This window comes from Ralstonia mannitolilytica (genome assembly GCF_905397375.1).
Lineage (GTDB): Bacteria > Pseudomonadota > Gammaproteobacteria > Burkholderiales > Burkholderiaceae > Ralstonia > Ralstonia mannitolilytica.
Genome location: NZ_CAJPVG010000007.1, coordinates 201,051 through 219,299, shown reverse-complemented (window position 1 = coordinate 219,299; position 18,249 = coordinate 201,051). Strand labels below are relative to the sequence as shown.

General features: G+C 65.0%; 19 protein-coding genes. 7 read left to right on the top strand and 12 right to left on the bottom strand.

Going from position 1 to position 18,249, the window contains the following annotated elements; all coding sequences use genetic code 11:
- Positions 1-61: 61 nt before the first annotated feature.
- The 7 genes from arsB to KHN96_RS15090 form a co-directional block, all read right to left on the bottom strand.
- Positions 62-1,087, bottom strand: coding sequence for an ACR3 family arsenite efflux transporter (gene arsB, locus KHN96_RS15120; protein WP_115044253.1), 1,026 nt, complete (start codon positions 1,085-1,087; stop codon positions 62-64).
- Between the two features lie 62 nt (positions 1,088-1,149).
- Positions 1,150-1,653, bottom strand: coding sequence for an arsenate reductase ArsC (locus KHN96_RS15115; protein ID WP_115044251.1), 504 nt, complete (start codon positions 1,651-1,653; stop codon positions 1,150-1,152).
- A gap of 1 nt (position 1,654) precedes the next feature.
- Complete coding sequence (gene arsA / locus KHN96_RS15110) at positions 1,655-3,427, bottom strand: arsenical pump-driving ATPase (RefSeq protein ID WP_115044248.1); 1,773 nt, start codon at positions 3,425-3,427, stop codon at positions 1,655-1,657.
- A gap of 15 nt (positions 3,428-3,442) precedes the next feature.
- The gene (arsD, locus tag KHN96_RS15105; RefSeq protein ID WP_115044246.1) at positions 3,443-3,802 is read right to left on the bottom strand and encodes an arsenite efflux transporter metallochaperone ArsD; all 360 of its coding nucleotides are present in this window, start codon (positions 3,800-3,802) and stop codon (positions 3,443-3,445) included.
- A gap of 17 nt (positions 3,803-3,819) precedes the next feature.
- Positions 3,820-4,257: a protein-tyrosine phosphatase family protein gene (locus KHN96_RS15100; RefSeq protein WP_115044244.1), complete on the bottom strand. Its 438-nt coding sequence runs from the start codon at positions 4,255-4,257 to the stop codon at positions 3,820-3,822.
- Between the two features lie 24 nt (positions 4,258-4,281).
- Complete coding sequence (locus KHN96_RS15095; RefSeq protein WP_115044242.1) at positions 4,282-4,761, bottom strand: arsenate reductase ArsC; 480 nt, start codon at positions 4,759-4,761, stop codon at positions 4,282-4,284.
- Complete coding sequence (locus tag KHN96_RS15090) at positions 4,758-5,135, bottom strand: ArsR/SmtB family transcription factor (RefSeq protein ID WP_115044433.1); 378 nt, start codon at positions 5,133-5,135, stop codon at positions 4,758-4,760. Before KHN96_RS15090 ends, KHN96_RS15095 begins: the two co-directional genes overlap by 4 nt.
- Positions 5,136-5,715: 580 nt before the next feature.
- Here KHN96_RS15090 and KHN96_RS15085 point away from each other — a divergent pair.
- The 5 genes from KHN96_RS15085 to KHN96_RS15065 all read left to right on the top strand — a co-directional run bounded on the left by KHN96_RS15085 (position 5,716) and on the right by KHN96_RS15065 (position 10,291).
- Positions 5,716-6,018, top strand: coding sequence for a hypothetical protein (locus KHN96_RS15085; RefSeq protein WP_062737613.1), 303 nt, complete (start codon positions 5,716-5,718; stop codon positions 6,016-6,018).
- 168 nt (positions 6,019-6,186) lie between these two features.
- A complete protein-coding gene (locus tag KHN96_RS15080; protein WP_062737614.1) occupies positions 6,187-7,095 on the top strand; it encodes a MurR/RpiR family transcriptional regulator in 909 nt (302 codons plus the stop codon).
- 14 nt (positions 7,096-7,109) lie between these two features.
- A complete protein-coding gene (locus KHN96_RS15075; RefSeq protein WP_062737615.1) occupies positions 7,110-8,465 on the top strand; it encodes an aspartate aminotransferase family protein in 1,356 nt (451 codons plus the stop codon).
- Positions 8,462-9,295 (top strand): beta-keto acid cleavage family enzyme, encoded by an 834-nt coding sequence (locus KHN96_RS15070; RefSeq protein WP_062737698.1) that lies wholly within the window; start codon positions 8,462-8,464, stop codon positions 9,293-9,295. Before KHN96_RS15075 ends, KHN96_RS15070 begins: the two co-directional genes overlap by 4 nt.
- Positions 9,296-9,394: 99 nt before the next feature.
- Complete coding sequence (locus KHN96_RS15065; RefSeq protein WP_062737616.1) at positions 9,395-10,291, top strand: glutamate/aspartate ABC transporter substrate-binding protein; 897 nt, start codon at positions 9,395-9,397, stop codon at positions 10,289-10,291.
- 15 nt (positions 10,292-10,306) lie between these two features.
- On the opposite strand, the gene KHN96_RS15060 is transcribed toward KHN96_RS15065, so the two are convergent.
- Positions 10,307-11,644, bottom strand: a complete 1,338-nt coding sequence (locus KHN96_RS15060; protein WP_062737617.1) for a protoporphyrinogen/coproporphyrinogen oxidase — start codon at positions 11,642-11,644, stop codon at positions 10,307-10,309.
- 88 nt (positions 11,645-11,732) lie between these two features.
- Between KHN96_RS15060 and KHN96_RS15055 the strand changes: the two genes are divergently transcribed.
- Entirely contained in the window at positions 11,733-12,281 is a 549-nt protein-coding gene (locus KHN96_RS15055; RefSeq protein WP_062737618.1) for a TetR/AcrR family transcriptional regulator, read from the top strand.
- Positions 12,282-12,290: 9 nt separating this feature from the next.
- On the opposite strand, the gene KHN96_RS15050 is transcribed toward KHN96_RS15055, so the two are convergent.
- The 4 genes from KHN96_RS15050 to KHN96_RS15035 form a co-directional block, all read right to left on the bottom strand.
- On the bottom strand, positions 12,291-13,523 hold the full coding sequence (locus tag KHN96_RS15050; RefSeq protein ID WP_425314436.1) for a multifunctional CCA addition/repair protein: 1,233 nt from the start codon (positions 13,521-13,523) through the stop codon (positions 12,291-12,293).
- Positions 13,524-13,573: 50 nt separating this feature from the next.
- Positions 13,574-14,263, bottom strand: coding sequence for a glutathione S-transferase family protein (locus KHN96_RS15045; protein ID WP_045785402.1), 690 nt, complete (start codon positions 14,261-14,263; stop codon positions 13,574-13,576).
- Between the two features lie 198 nt (positions 14,264-14,461).
- On the bottom strand, positions 14,462-15,463 hold the full coding sequence (locus tag KHN96_RS15040) for a complex I NDUFA9 subunit family protein (protein WP_045785401.1): 1,002 nt from the start codon (positions 15,461-15,463) through the stop codon (positions 14,462-14,464).
- Positions 15,464-15,635: 172 nt separating this feature from the next.
- Positions 15,636-17,597 carry a lytic transglycosylase domain-containing protein gene (locus KHN96_RS15035; RefSeq protein ID WP_045785400.1) on the bottom strand — a complete coding sequence of 654 codons (1,962 nt, stop codon included), beginning with the start codon at positions 17,595-17,597 and terminating at the stop codon, positions 15,636-15,638.
- A 42-nt stretch (positions 17,598-17,639) separates the two neighbouring features.
- On the opposite strand from KHN96_RS15035, the gene KHN96_RS15030 reads away from it, so the two are divergent.
- A complete protein-coding gene (locus tag KHN96_RS15030) occupies positions 17,640-18,245 on the top strand; it encodes a 5-formyltetrahydrofolate cyclo-ligase (RefSeq protein ID WP_062737620.1) in 606 nt (201 codons plus the stop codon).
- Positions 18,246-18,249: the final 4 nt, after the last annotated feature.

Below are 18,249 nucleotides of genomic sequence, written 5' to 3'. Positions count from 1 at the left end.
GTGACGTTCATCAAACGGTGGTTTGATGAACAGCGGATGTCACCATCCGCTGTTGTGCGCTTTATGCAGGCTGCTTTTCGTACCAACCACGAGATGCGTTGACTACTCGCACTACCAGCAGCATCACCGGCACTTCGATCAGCACGCCCACCACGGTGGCCAGCGCTGCACCGGAGTGGAAGCCGAACAGGCTGATTGCGGCGGCGACGGCCAGCTCGAAGAAGTTGGATGCACCAATCAAGGCTGAGGGGCAGGCGACGTTGTGCTTCTCACCCACCAAGCGGTTGAGCCAGTAGGCCAATGCCGAATTGAAGAACACCTGAATCAAGATAGGCACGGCCAGTAGCGCTATGACCAGTGGCTGTTTCAGAATCGCCTCGCCTTGAAAGGCGAAGAGCAGAACGAGCGTGGCCAGCAGCGCAGTGATCGACCAAGGGCCAATTTTCGCCATCGCAGCATCGAATGCCTCTTGGCCTTTGGCCAAAAGCTGCTTGCGCAGGAGCTGGGCCAAGATGACGGGGATTACGATGTACAGAACGACGGACGTGATCAGCGTATCCCAAGGCACGGTGATAGCCGAGATGCCCAGCAGGAAGCCGACCAGAGGCGCAAAGGCCACCACCATGATGCTGTCGTTCAGCGCAACCTGTGACAGCGTGAACAGCGGGTCGCCATTGGTCAAGCGGCTCCACACGAACACCATCGCAGTGCATGGTGCGGCGGCCAGCAGGATCAGCCCAGCGATGTAGCTGTCGAGCTGGTCAGCGGGAAGCATCGGGGCAAACAGGTTGCGGATGAAAAGCCACCCGAGGAAAGCCATTGAGAACGGCTTGACCAGCCAGTTCACGAACAGCGTGACACCAATACCCCTGACGTGCTGCCGCACTTCGTGTAAGGCACCGAAGTCCACCTTGATCAGCATCGGGATGATCATCACCCAGATCAGCAGGCCCACCGGGAGATTGACCTGCGCGATTTCCATGCGGCCGATGGATTGGAATGCCGCCGGGAAGAGTTGACCGAGGGCGATCCCGATGACGATGCAGAGGAATACCCAGACGGTCAGATAGCGCTCAAAGACGCTCATCGGCAGACCTGCCGATTTTTTCAGTGTGGCTTCACATTGCGCTGACAAAGCATTTCCCCCTGTTAAGCGTCACGCTGCTGCCCCAGCTCGCGGAGCTTGGTTTGCAGCGACATGCGGTCGATTTTTTCGATAGGCAGGCTCATGAAAAGCCGGATGCGATTGGCGATCTGGAACTGCGCGTTTGAGAATGCCTTGAGCTGCTTTTCCCGGTCGCCTTCGACCTTGGTTGGGTCAGCAAATCCCCAGTGCGCTGTGATTGGTTGGCCGGGCCATGCCGGGCAAGCCTCTCCTGCTGCCTGATCGCACACCGTTATGATGAAGTCCATCTGCGGTGCATCTGGTTCAGCAAATTCGCTCCAGCTCTTGCTGCGCAGGCCGCCCAAGTCGTAGCCCTGATCGGACAGCACTTCCAAGGTCATCGGGTGAACCTCCCCCCGAGGATGGCTTCCCGCGCTGTAGGCCTTGAAGCGCTCCCGGCCAAGGTGATTCATGATGACTTCTGCCATGATGCTGCGGGCAGAGTTCCCCGTGCAGATGAACAGCACGTTATAGATTTTTTTGTCCATGTCAGACCTCCTCGGTGATGTGGTGTGCCAAGTCACGCAGCCGATCCACGCCGACTGGCTCGTGCTTCAAGAGCGGTACGACCGCAAAGCGCTTGGCGTGATGTGTCGCCACCAAGTCGATCTCTCGAAGTTCGTTGTATGCACGTTGACGCAGCAGCAAGGAGTTCGGTCGCGTGGCTGCAACGCTGTTGTTCACGATCCATGCCCATGGCTCGATGCCAGCTCGGCGCAGATCGGACTGGAGGTTCGCGGCTTCCAGAACAGGGGTGGTTTCTGCCAGCGTGGCGATGAGAACCTTGGTTTGTTTCGGGTCTTGCAACTGCATCATCGGTGTCGTGTAGTGCAAGCCCGTGTTACCCATCTGCCGGGTCACTTCGCGGTGATACGCGCCTGTGGCATCGAGCAGCAGCAGCGTGTGCCCGGTCGGCGCGGTATCCATCACCACAAATTTCTTGCCCGCCTCTCGGATGATGCGAGAGAAGGCCTGAAAGACCGCGATCTCCTCGGTGCAGGGGGAGCGCAAGTCCTCTTCCAGCAGCGCGCGCCCTTCGGCATCGAGCTGGGCACCCTTGGTATCCAGTACGTGCTTGCGATAGCGCTCCGTTTCCTCGTGAGGATCAATGCGGCTGACGGTGAGGTTAGCCAGTGAGCCGTCCAATGTTTCTGCCAGATGAGCGGCAGGATCGGAGGTCGTCAGGTGCACGGGGAGGCCTCGGAGAGCCAATTCGACGGCGACGGCCGCAGCCAAAGTGGTTTTCCCCACGCCGCCTTTGCCCATGAGCATGACCAAACCATGCCCGTCTACCGCGATGTCATCGACCAAGGAGGCAAGCGTGGGTGCGTTCAGTTGCGTAGGCAGTTCGATGGCACCAGCATCGTTCGGAGGCGTGGCGGCCACCAGCAGGTGCCGCAGAGCGTCGAGTCCGACCAAGTTGAACGGCTTCAATGCAATCTGATCGCGAGGCAAGGCCCGGAGCACGTCCGGTATTGCAGCGAGTGCATCTTGCTCGCGTTGGTGGATCGCTGCCGCGAGTTCATCGTGCTCGGCTTCGCTGATCGGCAGAACGCCATTGATGACGAGGTACTGTTGCGAGAGTCCGATGGACGCAAGTTCTTCGTGCGTGCGAGCCACTTCCCGCAAGGCGGCTCGCTGTGCGCGGGCGACCAGAACCAAGCGCGTGCGCAGCGGATCGGCCAAGGCCTCAACGGCTGCTTTGTACTGGGTACGCTGCTTTTCCAGCCCAGCCAGAGGCCCGAGGCAAGACGCATCGCCCTTGCCTTCCTCAAGGAAGCCGCTCCATGCGCCTGGCAGTTGGAGCAAGCGGATGGTGTGACCGGTTGGCGCGGTGTCAAAGATGATGTGTTCGTAGTCTGCGGTCAGAGCAGAGTCGATCAGCAGCGCCGTGAATTCATCGAAGGCGGCGATTTCCGTGGTGCACGCACCGGAGAGTTGTTCCTCGATCCCTTTGACGACAGGTTCGGGCAGGACGCCCCGCACCGGGCCGACGATCCGATCCCGATAGGCTTGTGCTGCTGCCTGTGGGTCAATTTCCAGTGCCGACAGGTTCGGTACAGCGGGGATCGCCGTGATGTGATTGCCGATGCTTTCCCCGAACACTTGGCCTACGTTCGAAGCCGGGTCAGTGCTGACGAGCAGGACGCGCTTGCCTTCGGCGGCGAGTTGCACAGCCGTGGCGCAGGCGATGGAGGTCTTGCCAACGCCACCCTTGCCGGTGAAGAAGAGATAGCGTGGAGGTTGATTGAGGAAGTGCATGGGTAATTCCTCGGTTTAGCAGCAGCGGCTGCCGGAGCAGCAGCCACCTTGCGATTGCGGCGCGCTCAAGGTTGCGATGCCAGCCCAGCGGGCCAGCTCGGTGCGGTTGGGATAGCGCCCTGCCAAGGCGACTTCGCCATCCACCAGAATCAAGGGAAGTGCTTCCTGACCGGAGCGCTCCAAGAACGCTTTGACAGTCGAGTTCTCGGCGAAGGCAAGCGGCTGTTGCGCCAGATTGAAGCGTTCAACCTGTGCGCCGTTTTGTTTGGCCCAGTCCACATCGGCTGCGAAGCTCACCAGAGCTTGATCAACTTCAACACCGCAGACACCTGTGCTGCAACACAGAGCGGGGTCAAAAATCTGAATGGTTGCCATGATTGTTCCTTCCAAAGTCATGCGTTGGGATACAGGGATTCAAGTGCCTCGCGCTGGTCAGGCTTGATATTGATGACGGGGCGAATTGCTTTGGCCGCTGCTTCTGCTTCGTCGAGCGTGCTGCACAGGCCTAGCTCCAACAGCACGCCCGCGGCCACGGTGCCAGTCCGGCCCTTGCCGCCGCCGCAGTGGAAAGCCACTTTTTTGCCGTCTCGATAGGCCGACACGACCGCTTGGATGGCGTCTTTGAACAGCGGGGCTTGCGGCTGGTCGGCGTTGTCTCCGAGCGGGATTTGCTGCCAAATCAGGGTGGGATTCGACGCCGCGCAGCCCGTGGACTCTTCGCGCAAGTCCACCACCACGTCGATGTGTTCCACATCGGCGATTTGTTGAATGTCGCTCGCTCCGCCGAAGTAGATGCGGCCTGCGATCAGCTCGTGATATTGCTTTTGCATCGGTAGCTGGCCCCTCTCTCGGTTTCAGGCGAGCATCGTGCCGATGCGATCAAGCTCTGCCTTGAGCTTGGCCTTGTCTTGCTGCAAGTCCGCCAGCGGCAGCGCGAGAAAAGCCTCGATGCGCGCTCGCAGAATGCGGTAGGCCTTCACGAAGGCCGCGTCGATTTCCTCATCGGTGCCGGTGGCGTGGGCTGGGTCTTCGACGCCCCAGTGGGTGCGCAGAACAGGCCCTAGGTAGGCCGGGCAGGTTTCCCCAGCAGCGCTGGAACAGACCGTGATCACGATGTCCGGGGTCGAGGGCAGGTTGTCCCACGACTTGCTGTGGTAGCCCTCGGTCGAGATGCCCTCGCGTGCCAGCAGTGCGAGCGAGCGAGGATGGACTTGGCCGGTGGGCTGGCTGCCTGCGCTCATGGCTTTCCACCCTGCCGGGGCAAGGTGGTTGAAGGTGGCTTCAGCAAGGATTGAGCGGCACGAGTTGCCGGTGCACAGAAACAGGATGTTCATTTTTTGAGGGCCTCTTGAGTTGAAGAAAGGGGCGGCAGCACAGCGTCAGAACACTTGGAGGCAGCGCGCATGTCTCCGCACTGTTCGGGGTGACCTGAGCAGCACTCTTCGGTCAGGTAGGCGATCAAGTCCAGCATCAGCGGGATGTTGGCCCGGTAACGCTGGAAGCGGCCTTCCTGCTCGACGGTCAGCATCCCGGCCTGTGTCAGTGCCTTGAGGTGGAACGACAGGTTGGTCGGCGGTACATCGAGGGTTGAAGCGATCTCGCCCGCGACCATGCCTTCGGTGCCCTTGCGCACCAGAAGCCGGTACACATCCAGCCGTAGGCCGGACGACAGCGATTCAAAGATCGTGGTGGCTGTGTTCTTTTCCATGCTTGGATAATACAACAATAGTTGAAGTAACAAAATGACGTTTTGATGACTGTCCATTAACAACTCGTTGACCAACACGCGCTGGCGGGCCATCGGTCATAGCTGGGGCTAACCACTCGATGGTAGGCTGCGACGCTACCGGTCAATCGGCGCCGCACAAGGTGAGAGTCCGCCCTGCACTGACTGACCGGCGTTCATTGCCGAGGCCATTGCGTCCACAACAACCCGCAGGATTGCCCGGGATTGCTCAATCGTTGAGAGAGTGGGTTGGATTCCGGTCGCGTCTGCACCACCAAAATTCTTCGTTCTGCAAGGTCCATCGATTTTGCAGAGCAACAAAAAAGACCTCCTCGCGAGGTCTTTTTTCTTTTCCGCGCGGGCTTTCGACACCGCGCCGTCTCCCCGTTCGCCGCGCCGATCAACGATCTGCGGCGCAGTGTCGCAGCAACAAAAAATATACCCGAGCCCTCTTGACGCAGCGCAGCTTAGGGTATACCTAGCGTCCCAAACTGCGCCAAATTGTCACAGGTCTCGGTATAGTGACTCAACGCTATCAGCGACAAGCACAAGGAGGCACTCCATGGCATTCGTTGGCACCGGTCACCACTTCCATTTCCACGCTTTCGACGGCATCAGCCGCAAGACGCGGTTGACGTGGTTGCGCAATGCTGCGGCGCTCACTTGCCTGATGGCGCTGATCGCGACGACGTGGGTAGGCGGCAATCTGTCGGCCCTGATGCACACGCCGCTGATGAGCGGGGTGTCGTCGCTCGGCGCGGTGATGATCCTGGCGTGCAGCTGCATGGCGGTGAGCCTGCTGGGCCTCGTTGCCGCGGGCTTCTTCCAGTTCCGCATGGAACAGCTCGACGCGCCGGCCGCCTGAGCCCACGCGTCACCGCACGAACGGAGGCCTCGGCCTCCGTTTTTGTTTGTCCGAGACGGCCGCACTTCGCGGCCGTCCTGCTTTGCGCAGCCCACGGGAGACCCCGGTGTTGACGCAATTGTTTCATTAACGTAGTTTACGAAACAATTGAATCAACACAGTCACTCCATGACGTTCGAAGAACTCATGCAGACGCTGCGCGACCGCGCGGGCAATCTGTCTCCGCAGCTGCAGCGTGCCGCCATGCTGCTGGAAACGCACCAGCACGATATCGCGCTGCTTTCGATGCGCGATTTCGCCCGCCGCTGCGACCTGGCGCCGGCCACGTTCTCGCGCCTGGCGCGCGCATTGGGCTTCGAGGACTTTGCCGCGCTGCGCGAGATCTGCGTGAACCACCTGCGCCAGCAGGCGGACGGCTTTGCCGGTCGCGCCAGCACACTGCAGGGCAGCGATGCAACGGGCGCGTCCGACGCCGAGCGCATCGGAATGGCGATCGGCGCACATGTGCAATCGGCGTTTTCGGCGGCCAACATGGTGTCGCTGGAAACCGTCGCGGCCGCGCTATGCGCGGCGCGCCGCGTGTACCTGCTGGGCGCGCGCAGCTGCCTCGCGCTCACGCACGCGTTCGGCTACGCGGCGCAACTGTTTGACGACAAGGTCACGCTTTGCGCCGGCAGCGGCAACACGCTGGCCGATCCGCTGCGCTTCTGCGGCGAGGGCGACATCGTGATCGCCGTCACGTTCGACCCGTACACGCGCGAAGTCGTCGAGGCCATGCAGTACGCGCATGCGCGCGGGGCGCGGCTCGTCTACGTGACCGACAGCGCCATCGCGCCCGGTGCGGAACTCGCCTGGCAGCAACTCGTTGCGCCGGTGGCCATCCCCTCGTTTTTCCACTCACTGGCGGCGCCCCTGGCGCTGCTCGATGCCCTGCTGATGACCTGGTTCCGCCGCGCCGGCCCCACGGCGCTCGCGCGCCTGGCCGACAGCGACGCCCAGCTCAAGCAACAGCACGCCTACGTGCGCAACGCCCGCCGCAGTGAAGCGGCTGTCGCCGTGCCGCCCGCCCAACGTTGACTGCCCGACCGACCATGACACCGTCCACCACCTCTGTCTTCCACCGCGACCCGCGCAAGACGCTGCCCACTGCAATCGGCGGCGAGGGCATGACCCTCATCGACGCCGAGGGCAAGCGCTACCTCGACGCCTGCGGCGGCGCTGCCGTTTCGTGCCTCGGCCATGGCCATCCGCGCGTGGTCGAGGCCATCTGCAAGCAGGTGCGCGCATTGGCGTATGCGCACACGTCGTTCTTTACGACGGATGTCGCCGAGGAGCTGGCCGCGCGCCTCACCGCCGCTGCACCGGGCGACCTGGACCACGTGTACTTCGTCTCCGGCGGCTCGGAAGCGATCGAGGCCGCGCTGAAGCTGGCACGCCAATACTTCGTCGAGATCGGCCAGCCGCAGCGCCAGTACTTCATCGCGCGCAGGCAGAGCTATCACGGCAACACGCTCGGCGCGCTGGCGATTGGCGGCAACGCGTGGCGTCGTGAGCCGTTCCTGCCGCTGCTGGTGCCGGCGCATCATGTGTCGCCGTGTTTTGCCTACCGCGAGCGCCGCGATGGCGAGACCGACGCGCAGTACGTCCAGCGCCTGGCCGATGAACTCGAGGCCAAGATCACGGAGCTGGGCGCTGAAAATGTGGCCGCCTTCGTCGCCGAAACGGTGGTGGGCGCCACGGCCGGCGCGGTGCCGCCGGTGGCCGACTACTTCCGCAGGATCCGTGCGGTGTGCGACCGCCACGGCGTGCTGCTGTTGCTCGACGAGGTGATGTCCGGCATGGGCCGCACGGGCTACCTGTTTGCGTGCGAAGAAGACGGTGTGGTGCCGGATCTCGTTGCCATCGCCAAGGGGCTGGGCGGCGGCTATCAGGCGATCGGCGCGACGCTGGTCAGCCGGCGCATTTACGACGCCATCACGAACGGCAGCGGCTTCTTCCAGCATGGCCACACCTACATCGGCCATGCGACGGCGTGCGCGGCCGCCCTCGAAGTGCAGAAGGTGATCGCTGAAGAACACCTGCTCGCCAACGTGCAGGCGCGCGGCGAACAACTGCGCGCGGCGCTGCGGACGCGTTTTGCCGATCACCCGCACGTGGGCGACGTGCGCGGCCGCGGGCTGTTCGTCGGCGTGGAGCTGGTGGCGGATCGCGCGACCAAGGCGCCGCTGCCGCCTGCCCGCAAGACGCACGCACGCGTGAAGGCCGAAGCCATGCAGCGCGGCCTGATGGTCTATCCGATGGGCGGCACGATCGACGGTCAGCGCGGCGACCACATCCTGCTCGCGCCGCCGTTCATCGCGACCGCACAGGACATCGACGCCATCGTCGAGCGCCTCGGCGATGCCGTGGACGCAGCCACCGCCAGCGCATTGGAGGCCGCGTGGTGACCCAGCCCATCGCCATCGCCGTCGCGCCCAACGGCGCCCGCAAGACGCACGCCGACCATCCTGCGCTGCCGATCACGCCCGGCGAGCTCGCCGCGTGTGCGCAGCGGTGCGTGGATGCCGGCGCCGCGATGCTGCATCTGCATGTGCGCCACCCGGACGGCACGCACAGCCTGGAGCCCGACGATTACCGTCCCGCCATCGCCGCCGTGCGGCAGGCCGTGGGCGACGCGCTCGTGATCCAGATCACCACCGAGGCGGTCGGCATCTACACGCCTGCGCAGCAGATGGCATCGGTGCGCGCGCTGCAGCCCGAGGCGATTTCCGCGGCACTGCGCGAGCTTGTCCCCGATGCGGGGCAAGAAGGCGAGGCGGCGCGCTTCTTCGGCGAACTCGCGGCGGCGCGCACGGCCATCCAGTACATCCTCTATTCCGCTGACGACGTGGTGCGCTACCGTGATCTGCGCGTGCGCGGCGTGCTGCCCGACACGCCGCACTGGGTGCTGTTCGTGCTGGGCCGCTACAGCGCAGGCCAGCGCTCCGACCCGGCGGACCTGCTGCCGTTCCTGCAGGCGTGGGCTGACGGCGGGGACATCACCGCCACCGTACCGTGGGCGATGTGCGCATTCGGGCCGCGCGAGGCGGAATGCGCGCTCACGGCGGCGCTGCTTGGCGGCCACGCGCGCCTCGGCTTCGAGAACAACATGGCGCTGCCCGACGGCAGCATCGCACCTGACAACGCCGCGCTCATCACCAACCTGCGCCGGCACATCGACGCGCTGCATCGGCCGCTGGCAAGCGCCGCCGAGCTGCGCGGATGGTTCGGGCGGTAGCGCCGCTTTCGTTTCGCCTGTCGACCTTTCACCTCGAAGAACTTCCCCAAGACGGCGTGGCACGGATCACGCCGCACCCCACAACCATTGGAGGACACCATGCGTCTTACCGCTCGTTGCATCCCGCTGGCGCTGGCCGGCATGTTCGCCACCACGGCCCACGCCGAGGCACTCGACGGCACGCTCAAGAAGATCCAGGACAGCAACACGATCCTGATCGGCGTGCGCGAATCGTCGATTCCGTTTTCTTACCGCGACAGCAAGAACGAGATCGTCGGTTTCTCGGCCGATCTCTGCTCCCGCGTGATCGACGCCGTCAGGAAGAAGACGGGCAAGCCCAACCTGGAGGTCAAGCAGATTCCCGTGACCTCCCAGAACCGGACGTCTCTGGTGCAGAACGGCTCGGTCGATCTGGAGTGCGGCGTGACCACGCACCTGAAGTCGCGCGAGCAGCAGACTGCTTTTTCGACGACCTTTTTCATCGCCGGCACGCGCCTGCTGACCAACGTGAAATCCGGCGTGAAGGATTTCCCCGACCTGGCGGGCAAGTCGGTCATTACCAACGCGGGCACCACGTCGGAACGCATCCTGCGCAAGATGAACGACGAGAAGAAGATGAACATGAACGTGATCAGCGGGAAGGATTACGGTGAATCGTTCCTCACGCTGCAGAGCGGCCGCGTGGCGGCGTTCATGATGGATGACGTGCTGCTGGCCGGCGCACGCACGCTGGCGCAGAAGCCCGACGACTGGGTCGTGACCGGCACGCCGCAGTCGTTCGAAGCCTACGGCTTCATGCTGCGCAAGGACGACCCCCAGTTCAAGAAGCTGGTGGACGACACCATGACCGGCGTGATGAAGAGCGGCGAGATCAAGACGCTCTACGCGAAGTGGTTCGAAAAGCCGGTGCCGCCCAAGAACCTGAACTTCAACTTCCCGATGAACGATCAGTTGAAGGCGCTGTACGCGAACCCGAACGACACGCCGTTCGAGTAAGCGCAGCACGCAACATTACGCCACCGTCCGGGCCAACGCGGCGCGCTCTGCCTGTGGGATGCGCGCCGCCAACAGGTGGCTGGCGGCCCACTGCCCGGACTCGGCGGCGCCGTCCGTCCACGGGCTGCCAAGATAATCCCCCGCCAGCACGATCCGGCGATCGCGCCCGAGCGTGGCGCGGTACGCCGCAATGGCACGCGCGCGGCCGACGGGCGATCGCGGCTCGGCCGCTACCCAACGCTGCACGTGTGCCGACACCACTGCGCGCTCCAGACCCGGCAAATGCGCTGCCATTGCCTCGGTGGCGAAGCGGATCAGCATGGCATCGTTCTGCGGCATGGCGCGCGTCGCGGCCTGCTCGCCAAACATCGCACAAACGATGGGGCCATCGCCTCGCCCTGCACCGTGTTGAAACGTCAGCGCCGCCAAAGGGCCGCCCTCCACGGGCGAAAACAGCGCGCCGTACGCCTGCGCGAATACCTTCGGTGCCGACCATGAAGGGGAGAGGCCCAGCGCCACGTGGATGCTCGGCGCGTAGGTCGCGTCGAGGACTGCGGCCTCGCCCAGCGACGGACGGGGCAACCAGGCCCGCGTTGCATGTGCAGGCGTGGCGAGCACCGCGCCGTCGGCGTTGATCCACTCCCCGTTGACACACAGCCGCACGCCATCGGGGGTTTCGGCAACCTGTTCGACGTTGGCGCCGTAACGCACATCGAGCGACGCGGCCATCGCGCGCGGCAGCGCCTGCCAGCCGCCTTCGACGATCAGCGTGTCTGCGCCGCGAAATGCGCCGAGCGCGGCCAGCAACGCTCGCGAGGTCCCTTTCAGCCGGTGAAAGTACAGACCGTGCACCATGGGTTCGAAGACGTACCGCGTGGCACCGCCGCCAAACACGCGTGTGGCCCAGTCCTGTGCGTCGGCGTCGTCGAATGCGGCCAGGCTGGCGTAGTGATTGGGGTCAATGCCGCGCGCCTCCCGCGCTGGGGCAAAGCCGCCTCGCAGCATCTGCCATGTTTCGCCCCAGGTGAGTTGGCCGGTGGTGGCAAGCGTCCATGGGCGTTTGGAATGCACGGCACGGAAGTCCTGCCCTCGCTGCAGCGCCGCCACGGCCGAAGTCTTGTACAGCCGTGAGGACAACCCCGCCTCGTGCAGCAGCGGCAGCACGTGGCGATATCGCGACGACACGAATTGCGCGCCACATTCGATGGTGTGTCCGTGAAACGGCACGCTGAGGATGCGGCCGCCGGGCGCGCGCGCCGCCTCGAATACTGTGACGGCGCAACCCGCGCGCTGCAGATGCCGCGCGGCGTTCAGTCCCGCAATGCCCGCACCGACTACGATGAAATGTCGCATGGCCAGAAGGTGAATGGTGACGCGACTTACAATACCGGCCGGCCGCGCACCATACACAGCCTGTCAGTTTCTGCACGAGGACACCGCCATGCCCAGAACCACCCGCACGCGCTGGATCGAAGCCGGTTTCGAACTGCTCGACATGTATGGCGCGGACGGACTCTCGGCCGAGCGCCTGGCGCGCCGTCTGAACGTGACGCGCGGCGCGTTCTATCACCACTTCAGCAGCCGCAACGACTACGTGCGCAGCCTCCTGGCCGAATGGGAACGCGCTTATACCGGCAGCATCCTTTCGCTCGTCAAACCCGACGACACCGCCGAGACACTGCTCATGCGCTACCTCGACGTGGCCGCATCGATGCATCCGGGGCGCGAAGTTGCCATCCGCGCGTGGGCCATGCGCGAGCCGCTGGTGGCGGAATATCTCGAACGCGTCGATTCGCAGCGGCTGGCCTTCGCCACACAACTGTGCGGCCTGCGCGGAGGCGTGCCCGACGACGCCGCCTTCTGGGGCCGCATCGCCCACCTGTGCTTCATCGGCACGCAGCAGACCACGGCACGGCCCGACCCTGAGGCGTTCCGGGCGTTCTTTCTGAAGTTGTTTGCGATGTCGCAGCGGCTGGCCGTGCCAGCCTAGCCGTCGGACTTAGATACCGGCCTGCGCAACGGCCTCGATGCGCGCCTGATGCACGGCCTGCTTGATGCGAGAGGGGTTGTCGGCATGGCGCTTGGCAACCGCACCGGCGTCGATGGATGCGGCGGCCCGCAACGCGCGCAGCAGACGTTCGGTTTGCGGATAGGCGCGGTCTTCAAACCCGAGCCGGCCGCGTGCATCGGCTTCGCACGCCTGCAGGGCCTGCCGGAAACGGTCCGGCTTGCGCAGCGCATCGCAACGCTCGAGCAGGCGCACCAGCGCGGCGGCATCGAAGCCGTCGCTGCGGTGGATGTTGCCGTGCTCGCGCGCGACGACGACGGCCAGGTCGCGGCATTCGGTCGGCACGCGCAGGCGCTGGCAAACGGCTTCGATCATCGGCACGCTGCGCGCTTCATGGCCGATGTGGCGCGGCAGCACGTCCTCGGGCGTGGTGCCTTTGCCGAGGTCGTGCACCAGCGCGGCAAAGCGCACCGGCAGTGATGTGCCCATCGCGGCGGCCGTTTCGATGACCATCATGGTGTGCACGCCGGTGTCGACTTCGGGGTGGTAGTCGGCACGCTGCGGCACACCCCACAGTCGGTCCAGCTCCGGCAGCAGACGCGCCAGCGCACCGCAGTCGCGCAGCACGGCGAACATGCGCTGCGGATGGGCTTCCATCAGGCCGCGCGCAATCTCCTGCCACACGCGCTCGGGCACCAGCGCATCGACTTCGCCGTCCTGCACCATGCGTTGCATCAGCGCATTGGTGTCGGGCGCGACATGAAAGTCGGCAAAGCGCGCAGCAAACCGCGCCAGGCGCAGGATGCGCACCGGGTCTTCCATGAACGCATCCGACACATGCCGGAACGTGCGCGACGCCAAGTCGGCCTGTCCCCCGTACGGATCGACCACCGGGCCGACAAGCGCGCCGTCTTCCGCCACGCGCTGCGCCATCGCATTGATGGTCAGGTCGCGGCGGATGAGGTCGTCTTCGAGCGTGACATCGGGGGCGTAGTAGACCGAGAAGCCCTTGTAGCCGGCGGCCGTCTTGCGCTCGGTGCGGGCAAGCGCGTATTCGGCATGCGTCGCGGGATGCAGGAAGACCGGGAAATCCTTGCCGACCGCCCGAAAGCCACGTGCCTCCATGGCTTCCGGCGTGGCGCCGACCACAACGTAATCCCGGTCCTGCACCGGCAGCCCGAGCAGCGCGTCCCGAATGGCGCCGCCCACGGCATACACCTCCAGCCCATGCGTGGCCGGATCGACAACGGCTTCGTCGTGCGCTGCGCGTTCCGTCATTGATTGGCTGCGACCAGCGTGTCCTCGTCCGGCGCCGTGCGATAGGGCTCGTCGTCGGGGAGGAAGTCGTGCTCGGCGCGGGCGCCGTCGATCCATTCCTGCATGGCGGGCAGATTGAGGATGTGGTCGGCATAGGCCTTCGCCACATCGGGCAGGCGCACGCCGTACGTCGCGAAGCGGCTGACCACCGGCGCATAGAACGCATCCGCGACCGTGAAGTGGCCGAACAGGAACGGGCCTTCGGCCGCGTACTTCTGACGCAGCTCGGTCCACATGGCCGCAATGCGGTCGATGTCGCGCTGCACGGCCACGTTCCAGCCCATGCCGGGCAGCACGGCCGTCACGTTCATCGGCATGTTGTTGCGCAGGTTGGTGAAGCCGCTGTGCATCTCGGCGCAGATCGAGCGGGCGTGCGCGCGGGCCTTCGGGTCAGCCGGCCACAGCTGGGCACGCGGAAAGCGCTCGGCGAGCGTCTCGCAGATGGCGAGCGAATCCCACACGTTCATATCGCCGTCCACCAGCACGGGCACGCGGCCGGCAGGCGAATGACGTGCCACGTCGGCGGCAAAGGTCTCGCTCAGCAGGCGCACGCGGATCTCTTCGAACGGAATGCCGGCCTGCTTGGCCAGCAGCCAGGGGCGTAGCGACCACGACGAGTAGTTCTTGTTGCCGATGACCAGTTTCATGATTCCCGTCCTTGGAGAGTGCACAGCGAGGGGTTGCAAGGGTTCGCCAGCTTGAGGTGCGCCGCGCCCGTGTTGTTGTGCGAGATTGGGGGCGGCGGCGCAAGGCGAACGGTCCATTCTAGCCCTGCGCTGCAGCGCCACAAAATGAAACCCATTCGCCACCATTGTTAAGGTGGCTCACAAGCAAAGCCCGTTCCGCTACCGATGCGAGCCCATGCCGGGGCGCAGCGCCCGATCCGGCCGGAAGCCGGCCAGCGCAGGCAGCATCACCGCTTCCATGCCGAGCGGGTGGATGCCGAGTTCCGGCGCGACCGGCTCGGCGCTGATGCTGTCGACGCGCATGGAGTCGAGGTTGTCGCGCGAGATGGGCGCTCCGGGCAGATGTTCGAACAGCGCGGCCTGCATGCGGCCCAGGCCTTCGGGCAGCGGCACGATCCAGCGTGGATGGCCGCTGGCGCGCCCGGCAAACCGCATCAGCTCGGCGAGCGTGTACACGCGTGGGCCGACCAGCGGATACGCGTGCCGGACGGTGGCCGGATTGTCGAGCGCATTGACGAAGGCGGCGGCCACATCGTCCACGTATACCGGCTGGAAGCGGGCGTCGGCGCGGGCCAGCGGAACGAACGGCGCCATGCGCTGCAAGCGGGCGAACAGGTTGAGAAAGTGATCGTTCGGGCCGAACACCACCGATGGACGGAACACCGTCCAGTGCAGACCGCTGTCCATGACCACGCGCTCGCCGTCGCCCTTGCTGCGCTGATACATCGATGGGCCGGCAGGATCGGCGCCCAGCGCGCTCATATGCAGCAGCCGCTTCACGCCATGCCGGCGGCATGCGGCCACGATGCGGCGCGGCAGATCGACATGCACGCGCTGGAAATTCGGCCCATACGGCATCTCGCGCGCATCCTGCAGCGTACCGACCAGGTTGATGACGGCGCAGTGCTCGCCGCCGCGTTCGGTCAGCGCCAGGAAGAGGGCGTCGAGCACGTCGTCGGCATAGATGTCGGCGTCCATCACGTCAACGCGAGGCAGCAGCGTGAGGTTGTGTGCCCGGGCAGATTCGGCGTCACGCGTGGGCACGATCACACGGCCGTCGGGCAGGCCGGGCGCGGCAAACGTCTGCGTCACGAGCCGGGAAAGCAATTGCGTGCCGATGAAGCCGGTGCCGCCAAAGACGAGCAGATTGGAGGTATGCATGGCCGCATCTCCAAAAGGTGGGGGGCAACACCACAATACAACCCGAACGCGCCCGACCCCAAGGGCGTGCGATGCGCCGTGCAGCGTGCGCCACCACTGTGATCGCGAATGCGCATGCGAATGAAACAACGCCCGCATCACAGCGGGCGTTGTTTCCGAGCGGGAAAGCGACTCAGGGCAGGTCGTCCGGGGTGACGGCTTCCGGCGCCACCTTGCCCAGCCGATCCTTCAGCGATTGCGAGCGACCGGTGAGCAGCGCGCTGTAGTACGTCGCATTCGACAGCACGTTCTTCACATACGTGCGCGTCTCGTTGAACGGAATCGTCTCGGCGAAGATCGCGCCTTCCACCGGACGCGTGAGCGTCGAGCGCCAGCGCTTGGGGCGGCCCGGGCCCGCGTTGTAGCCAGCGGTGGCCAGCGTCATCGAATTCTCCAGGTTGTTCAGGATCATCGACAGGTACGCCGTCCCGAGCAGCACGTTGGTATCGATATCGCTCATCTGCGAAACGCGGAAGCCCGGCAGGCCGATCTTCTTGGCAATGTGCTTGGCGGTTTCCGGCATCACCTGCATCAGGCCAGACGCGCCCACCGACGAGCGCGCATCCATGATGAAACGCGACTCCTGCCGGATGAGGCCGTACGTCCAGGCAACGTCCAGGCCCACGGCATCGGCATTGCGCTGGACCACGTTCAGGTACGGCGTCGGGAAGCGCAGCGAGAAGTCATGCTCGGCCTTGGTCTTGTCGGCCGAGTTGACAGTGCGATCGAGCAGGCCGAGCTTGCGGCCGTATTCCGCCGCGGCGAGCAGCTCGCGGTCGCTCATGTTGCGCAGTTCCCAGTTCCACTCGCGGTTGCCCTCGAAGCGCAGGTTCATGTCGTACAGGCGCTTGGCGCGGCCGAAGCCCGGATGGTTGCGGCCCATCACGTCGACCTCGGCGTCAGTCACGGTCGTACGCGGCGGCACGGTGATGCGCTGGCCCAGCTCTTCCAGCGCCAGCTGCCCGTAGAAGTTGAACTGGCCGGCAATCGACTGGAACTGCTTGGCTGCCTCGTCGCCGCGGCCATCGGCCTTGAGCGCGCGGCCATACCAGTACGTCCACGCCGGATCGCGGCTGCGCAAGGTGGGGCGCATGGTTTCTATTGCCTGGCGCACCATCTTCCAGTCGCCGGCACGCAGGGCGGTGCGCACGCGCCACTCCTGCGATTCGTCCGACAGCCACGCATCGCCGCCGAGCTTCATCTGGCGGCGGTAGGCATCGAGCGCATCGGGCGTCTGCTTCTTGGCAGCGTACTGGCCGATCACGCCCCAGCCGGCGCCTTGCTCCTCGCGCGAGAGGCCGCCGCTCTGCGAAAGCAGGTAGGCCGTTGCCTGCGACGGATCGGTGCGCGCCATGCGCGTCACGTTGGCGAGCGTGTCGTTGTCCACGCGGTCGCCCGCATCGGTACCGGGCAGCACGGCCGCAATGCGCGCGGCCTGCGTGACGAGGTTCTGCTCCAGCGACAGCCGCGCCGCAAAGGCCACGTCTGCACGGCTGAACTGGTTCGATTGCGCGAGATAGCCGATCAGGTCGACACAGCCTTCGCCGTAGCCCTTCGGATCGAGCAGCGTGTTGCGCGCGTCGGCGGCCACGTTCTGGCCCTTCATCGCACGCGAGAGCAGCGCGTAGCACTCGACCTGGGCGTCGTCCTTGAGCACGAACTTCGGATACTCGGCATCGAAGGTCGCCCAGTCGCGCTTCTTGCCGAGCACCAGCAGCCAGTCGTTGCGCAGACGGTCGGCAATCGCTTCACCCTGGTAGCGCTGCAGGAACGCGCGAACTTCGTCTTCCGGCGCATCGATGCGCGCGTAGCCGCTGGCATCGAAGAGCTGTGGCTTGATGCGGAAATACTGCACGTACGACGGGATCGGGTAGTCCGACAGGCTGTCGGCCAGCTCCCAGCTGCGGGTGACGTCGTTGCGGCGCGCGGCGTTGCGCAGCTCGACAAACGCGTCGTCCGGATTGGCCGGAATGCCTTGCGGCGCCTGCCGCTTGGCGGCCACCGCGAGGGGCGCGGGCCCGATCACGCTCATGCCCATCAGACCCGCAAAAGCCAGCGCTACCGCGCGATATACTGCCTTGGCCTTCAATGCCATCTCCTACCCCATCCCATCACTGTTAGGTCCGTCGATTATCCCATGCCGCCCCTGAGCGACCCGCACGATCCGGCCAATCCGACCACCCCGATCGAGTCTCGCCGCGCCCTGCGCGCCATGCTGCTCGACGCGCGTGCATCGCTGCCCGATCGTGTTGCGCATGACGCTGAGCTTGCGCGACACCTGGCAGACCTGCTGGCGGCGCTGCCCGTCAAACGGCTGGCGGCCTACTGGCCAACGCAAGGCGAGTTCGATGCGTTGACCGTGCTGGTCCATTGGCTGGGGGCCGACGCCACGCGCCATGCGCTGCTGCCCGTGGTGACAGACAAATTTTCGCCCTTGCAGTTTCGGCGATGGACGCCCGAATGTGAAATGACACCGGGCGCCTACAACATCCCCATCCCCCGCTCGGGCGAGGTCGAAACACCCGATGCACTGCTGATCCCCTGCGTGGGCTTCGATGCGCAGCGCTATCGCATCGGCTACGGCGGCGGCTTCTATGACCGCACGCTGGCCGCGCTGCACGCCGCCGGCCACCGGCCGCGCACCATCGGCATCGCATTCGAGGCGAACCGGCTCGAATCCATCGCGCCGCAGTCGCACGACATCGCGCTCGACTGCATCGTCACCGAGCGCGGCGTGTTTTGAATCG

Coding starts and splice junctions, on each gene's coding strand:
- arsB (WP_115044253.1), bottom strand. CDS start 1,087: ATGAGCGTCTTTGAGCGCTATCTGACCGTCTGGGTATTCCTCTGCATC.
- KHN96_RS15115 (WP_115044251.1), bottom strand. CDS start 1,653: ATGGACAAAAAAATCTATAACGTGCTGTTCATCTGCACGGGGAACTCT.
- arsA (WP_115044248.1), bottom strand. CDS start 3,427: ATGCACTTCCTCAATCAACCTCCACGCTATCTCTTCTTCACCGGCAAG.
- arsD (WP_115044246.1), bottom strand. CDS start 3,802: ATGGCAACCATTCAGATTTTTGACCCCGCTCTGTGTTGCAGCACAGGT.
- KHN96_RS15100 (WP_115044244.1), bottom strand. CDS start 4,257: ATGCAAAAGCAATATCACGAGCTGATCGCAGGCCGCATCTACTTCGGC.
- KHN96_RS15095 (WP_115044242.1), bottom strand. CDS start 4,761: ATGAACATCCTGTTTCTGTGCACCGGCAACTCGTGCCGCTCAATCCTT.
- KHN96_RS15090 (WP_115044433.1), bottom strand. CDS start 5,135: ATGGAAAAGAACACAGCCACCACGATCTTTGAATCGCTGTCGTCCGGC.
- KHN96_RS15085 (WP_062737613.1), top strand. CDS start 5,716: ATGGCATTCGTTGGCACCGGTCACCACTTCCATTTCCACGCTTTCGAC.
- KHN96_RS15080 (WP_062737614.1), top strand. CDS start 6,187: ATGACGTTCGAAGAACTCATGCAGACGCTGCGCGACCGCGCGGGCAAT.
- KHN96_RS15075 (WP_062737615.1), top strand. CDS start 7,110: ATGACACCGTCCACCACCTCTGTCTTCCACCGCGACCCGCGCAAGACG.
- KHN96_RS15065 (WP_062737616.1), top strand. CDS start 9,395: ATGCGTCTTACCGCTCGTTGCATCCCGCTGGCGCTGGCCGGCATGTTC.
- KHN96_RS15060 (WP_062737617.1), bottom strand. CDS start 11,644: ATGCGACATTTCATCGTAGTCGGTGCGGGCATTGCGGGACTGAACGCC.
- KHN96_RS15055 (WP_062737618.1), top strand. CDS start 11,733: ATGCCCAGAACCACCCGCACGCGCTGGATCGAAGCCGGTTTCGAACTG.
- KHN96_RS15045 (WP_045785402.1), bottom strand. CDS start 14,263: ATGAAACTGGTCATCGGCAACAAGAACTACTCGTCGTGGTCGCTACGC.
- KHN96_RS15040 (WP_045785401.1), bottom strand. CDS start 15,463: ATGCATACCTCCAATCTGCTCGTCTTTGGCGGCACCGGCTTCATCGGC.
- KHN96_RS15035 (WP_045785400.1), bottom strand. CDS start 17,597: ATGGCATTGAAGGCCAAGGCAGTATATCGCGCGGTAGCGCTGGCTTTT.
- KHN96_RS15030 (WP_062737620.1), top strand. CDS start 17,640: ATGCCGCCCCTGAGCGACCCGCACGATCCGGCCAATCCGACCACCCCG.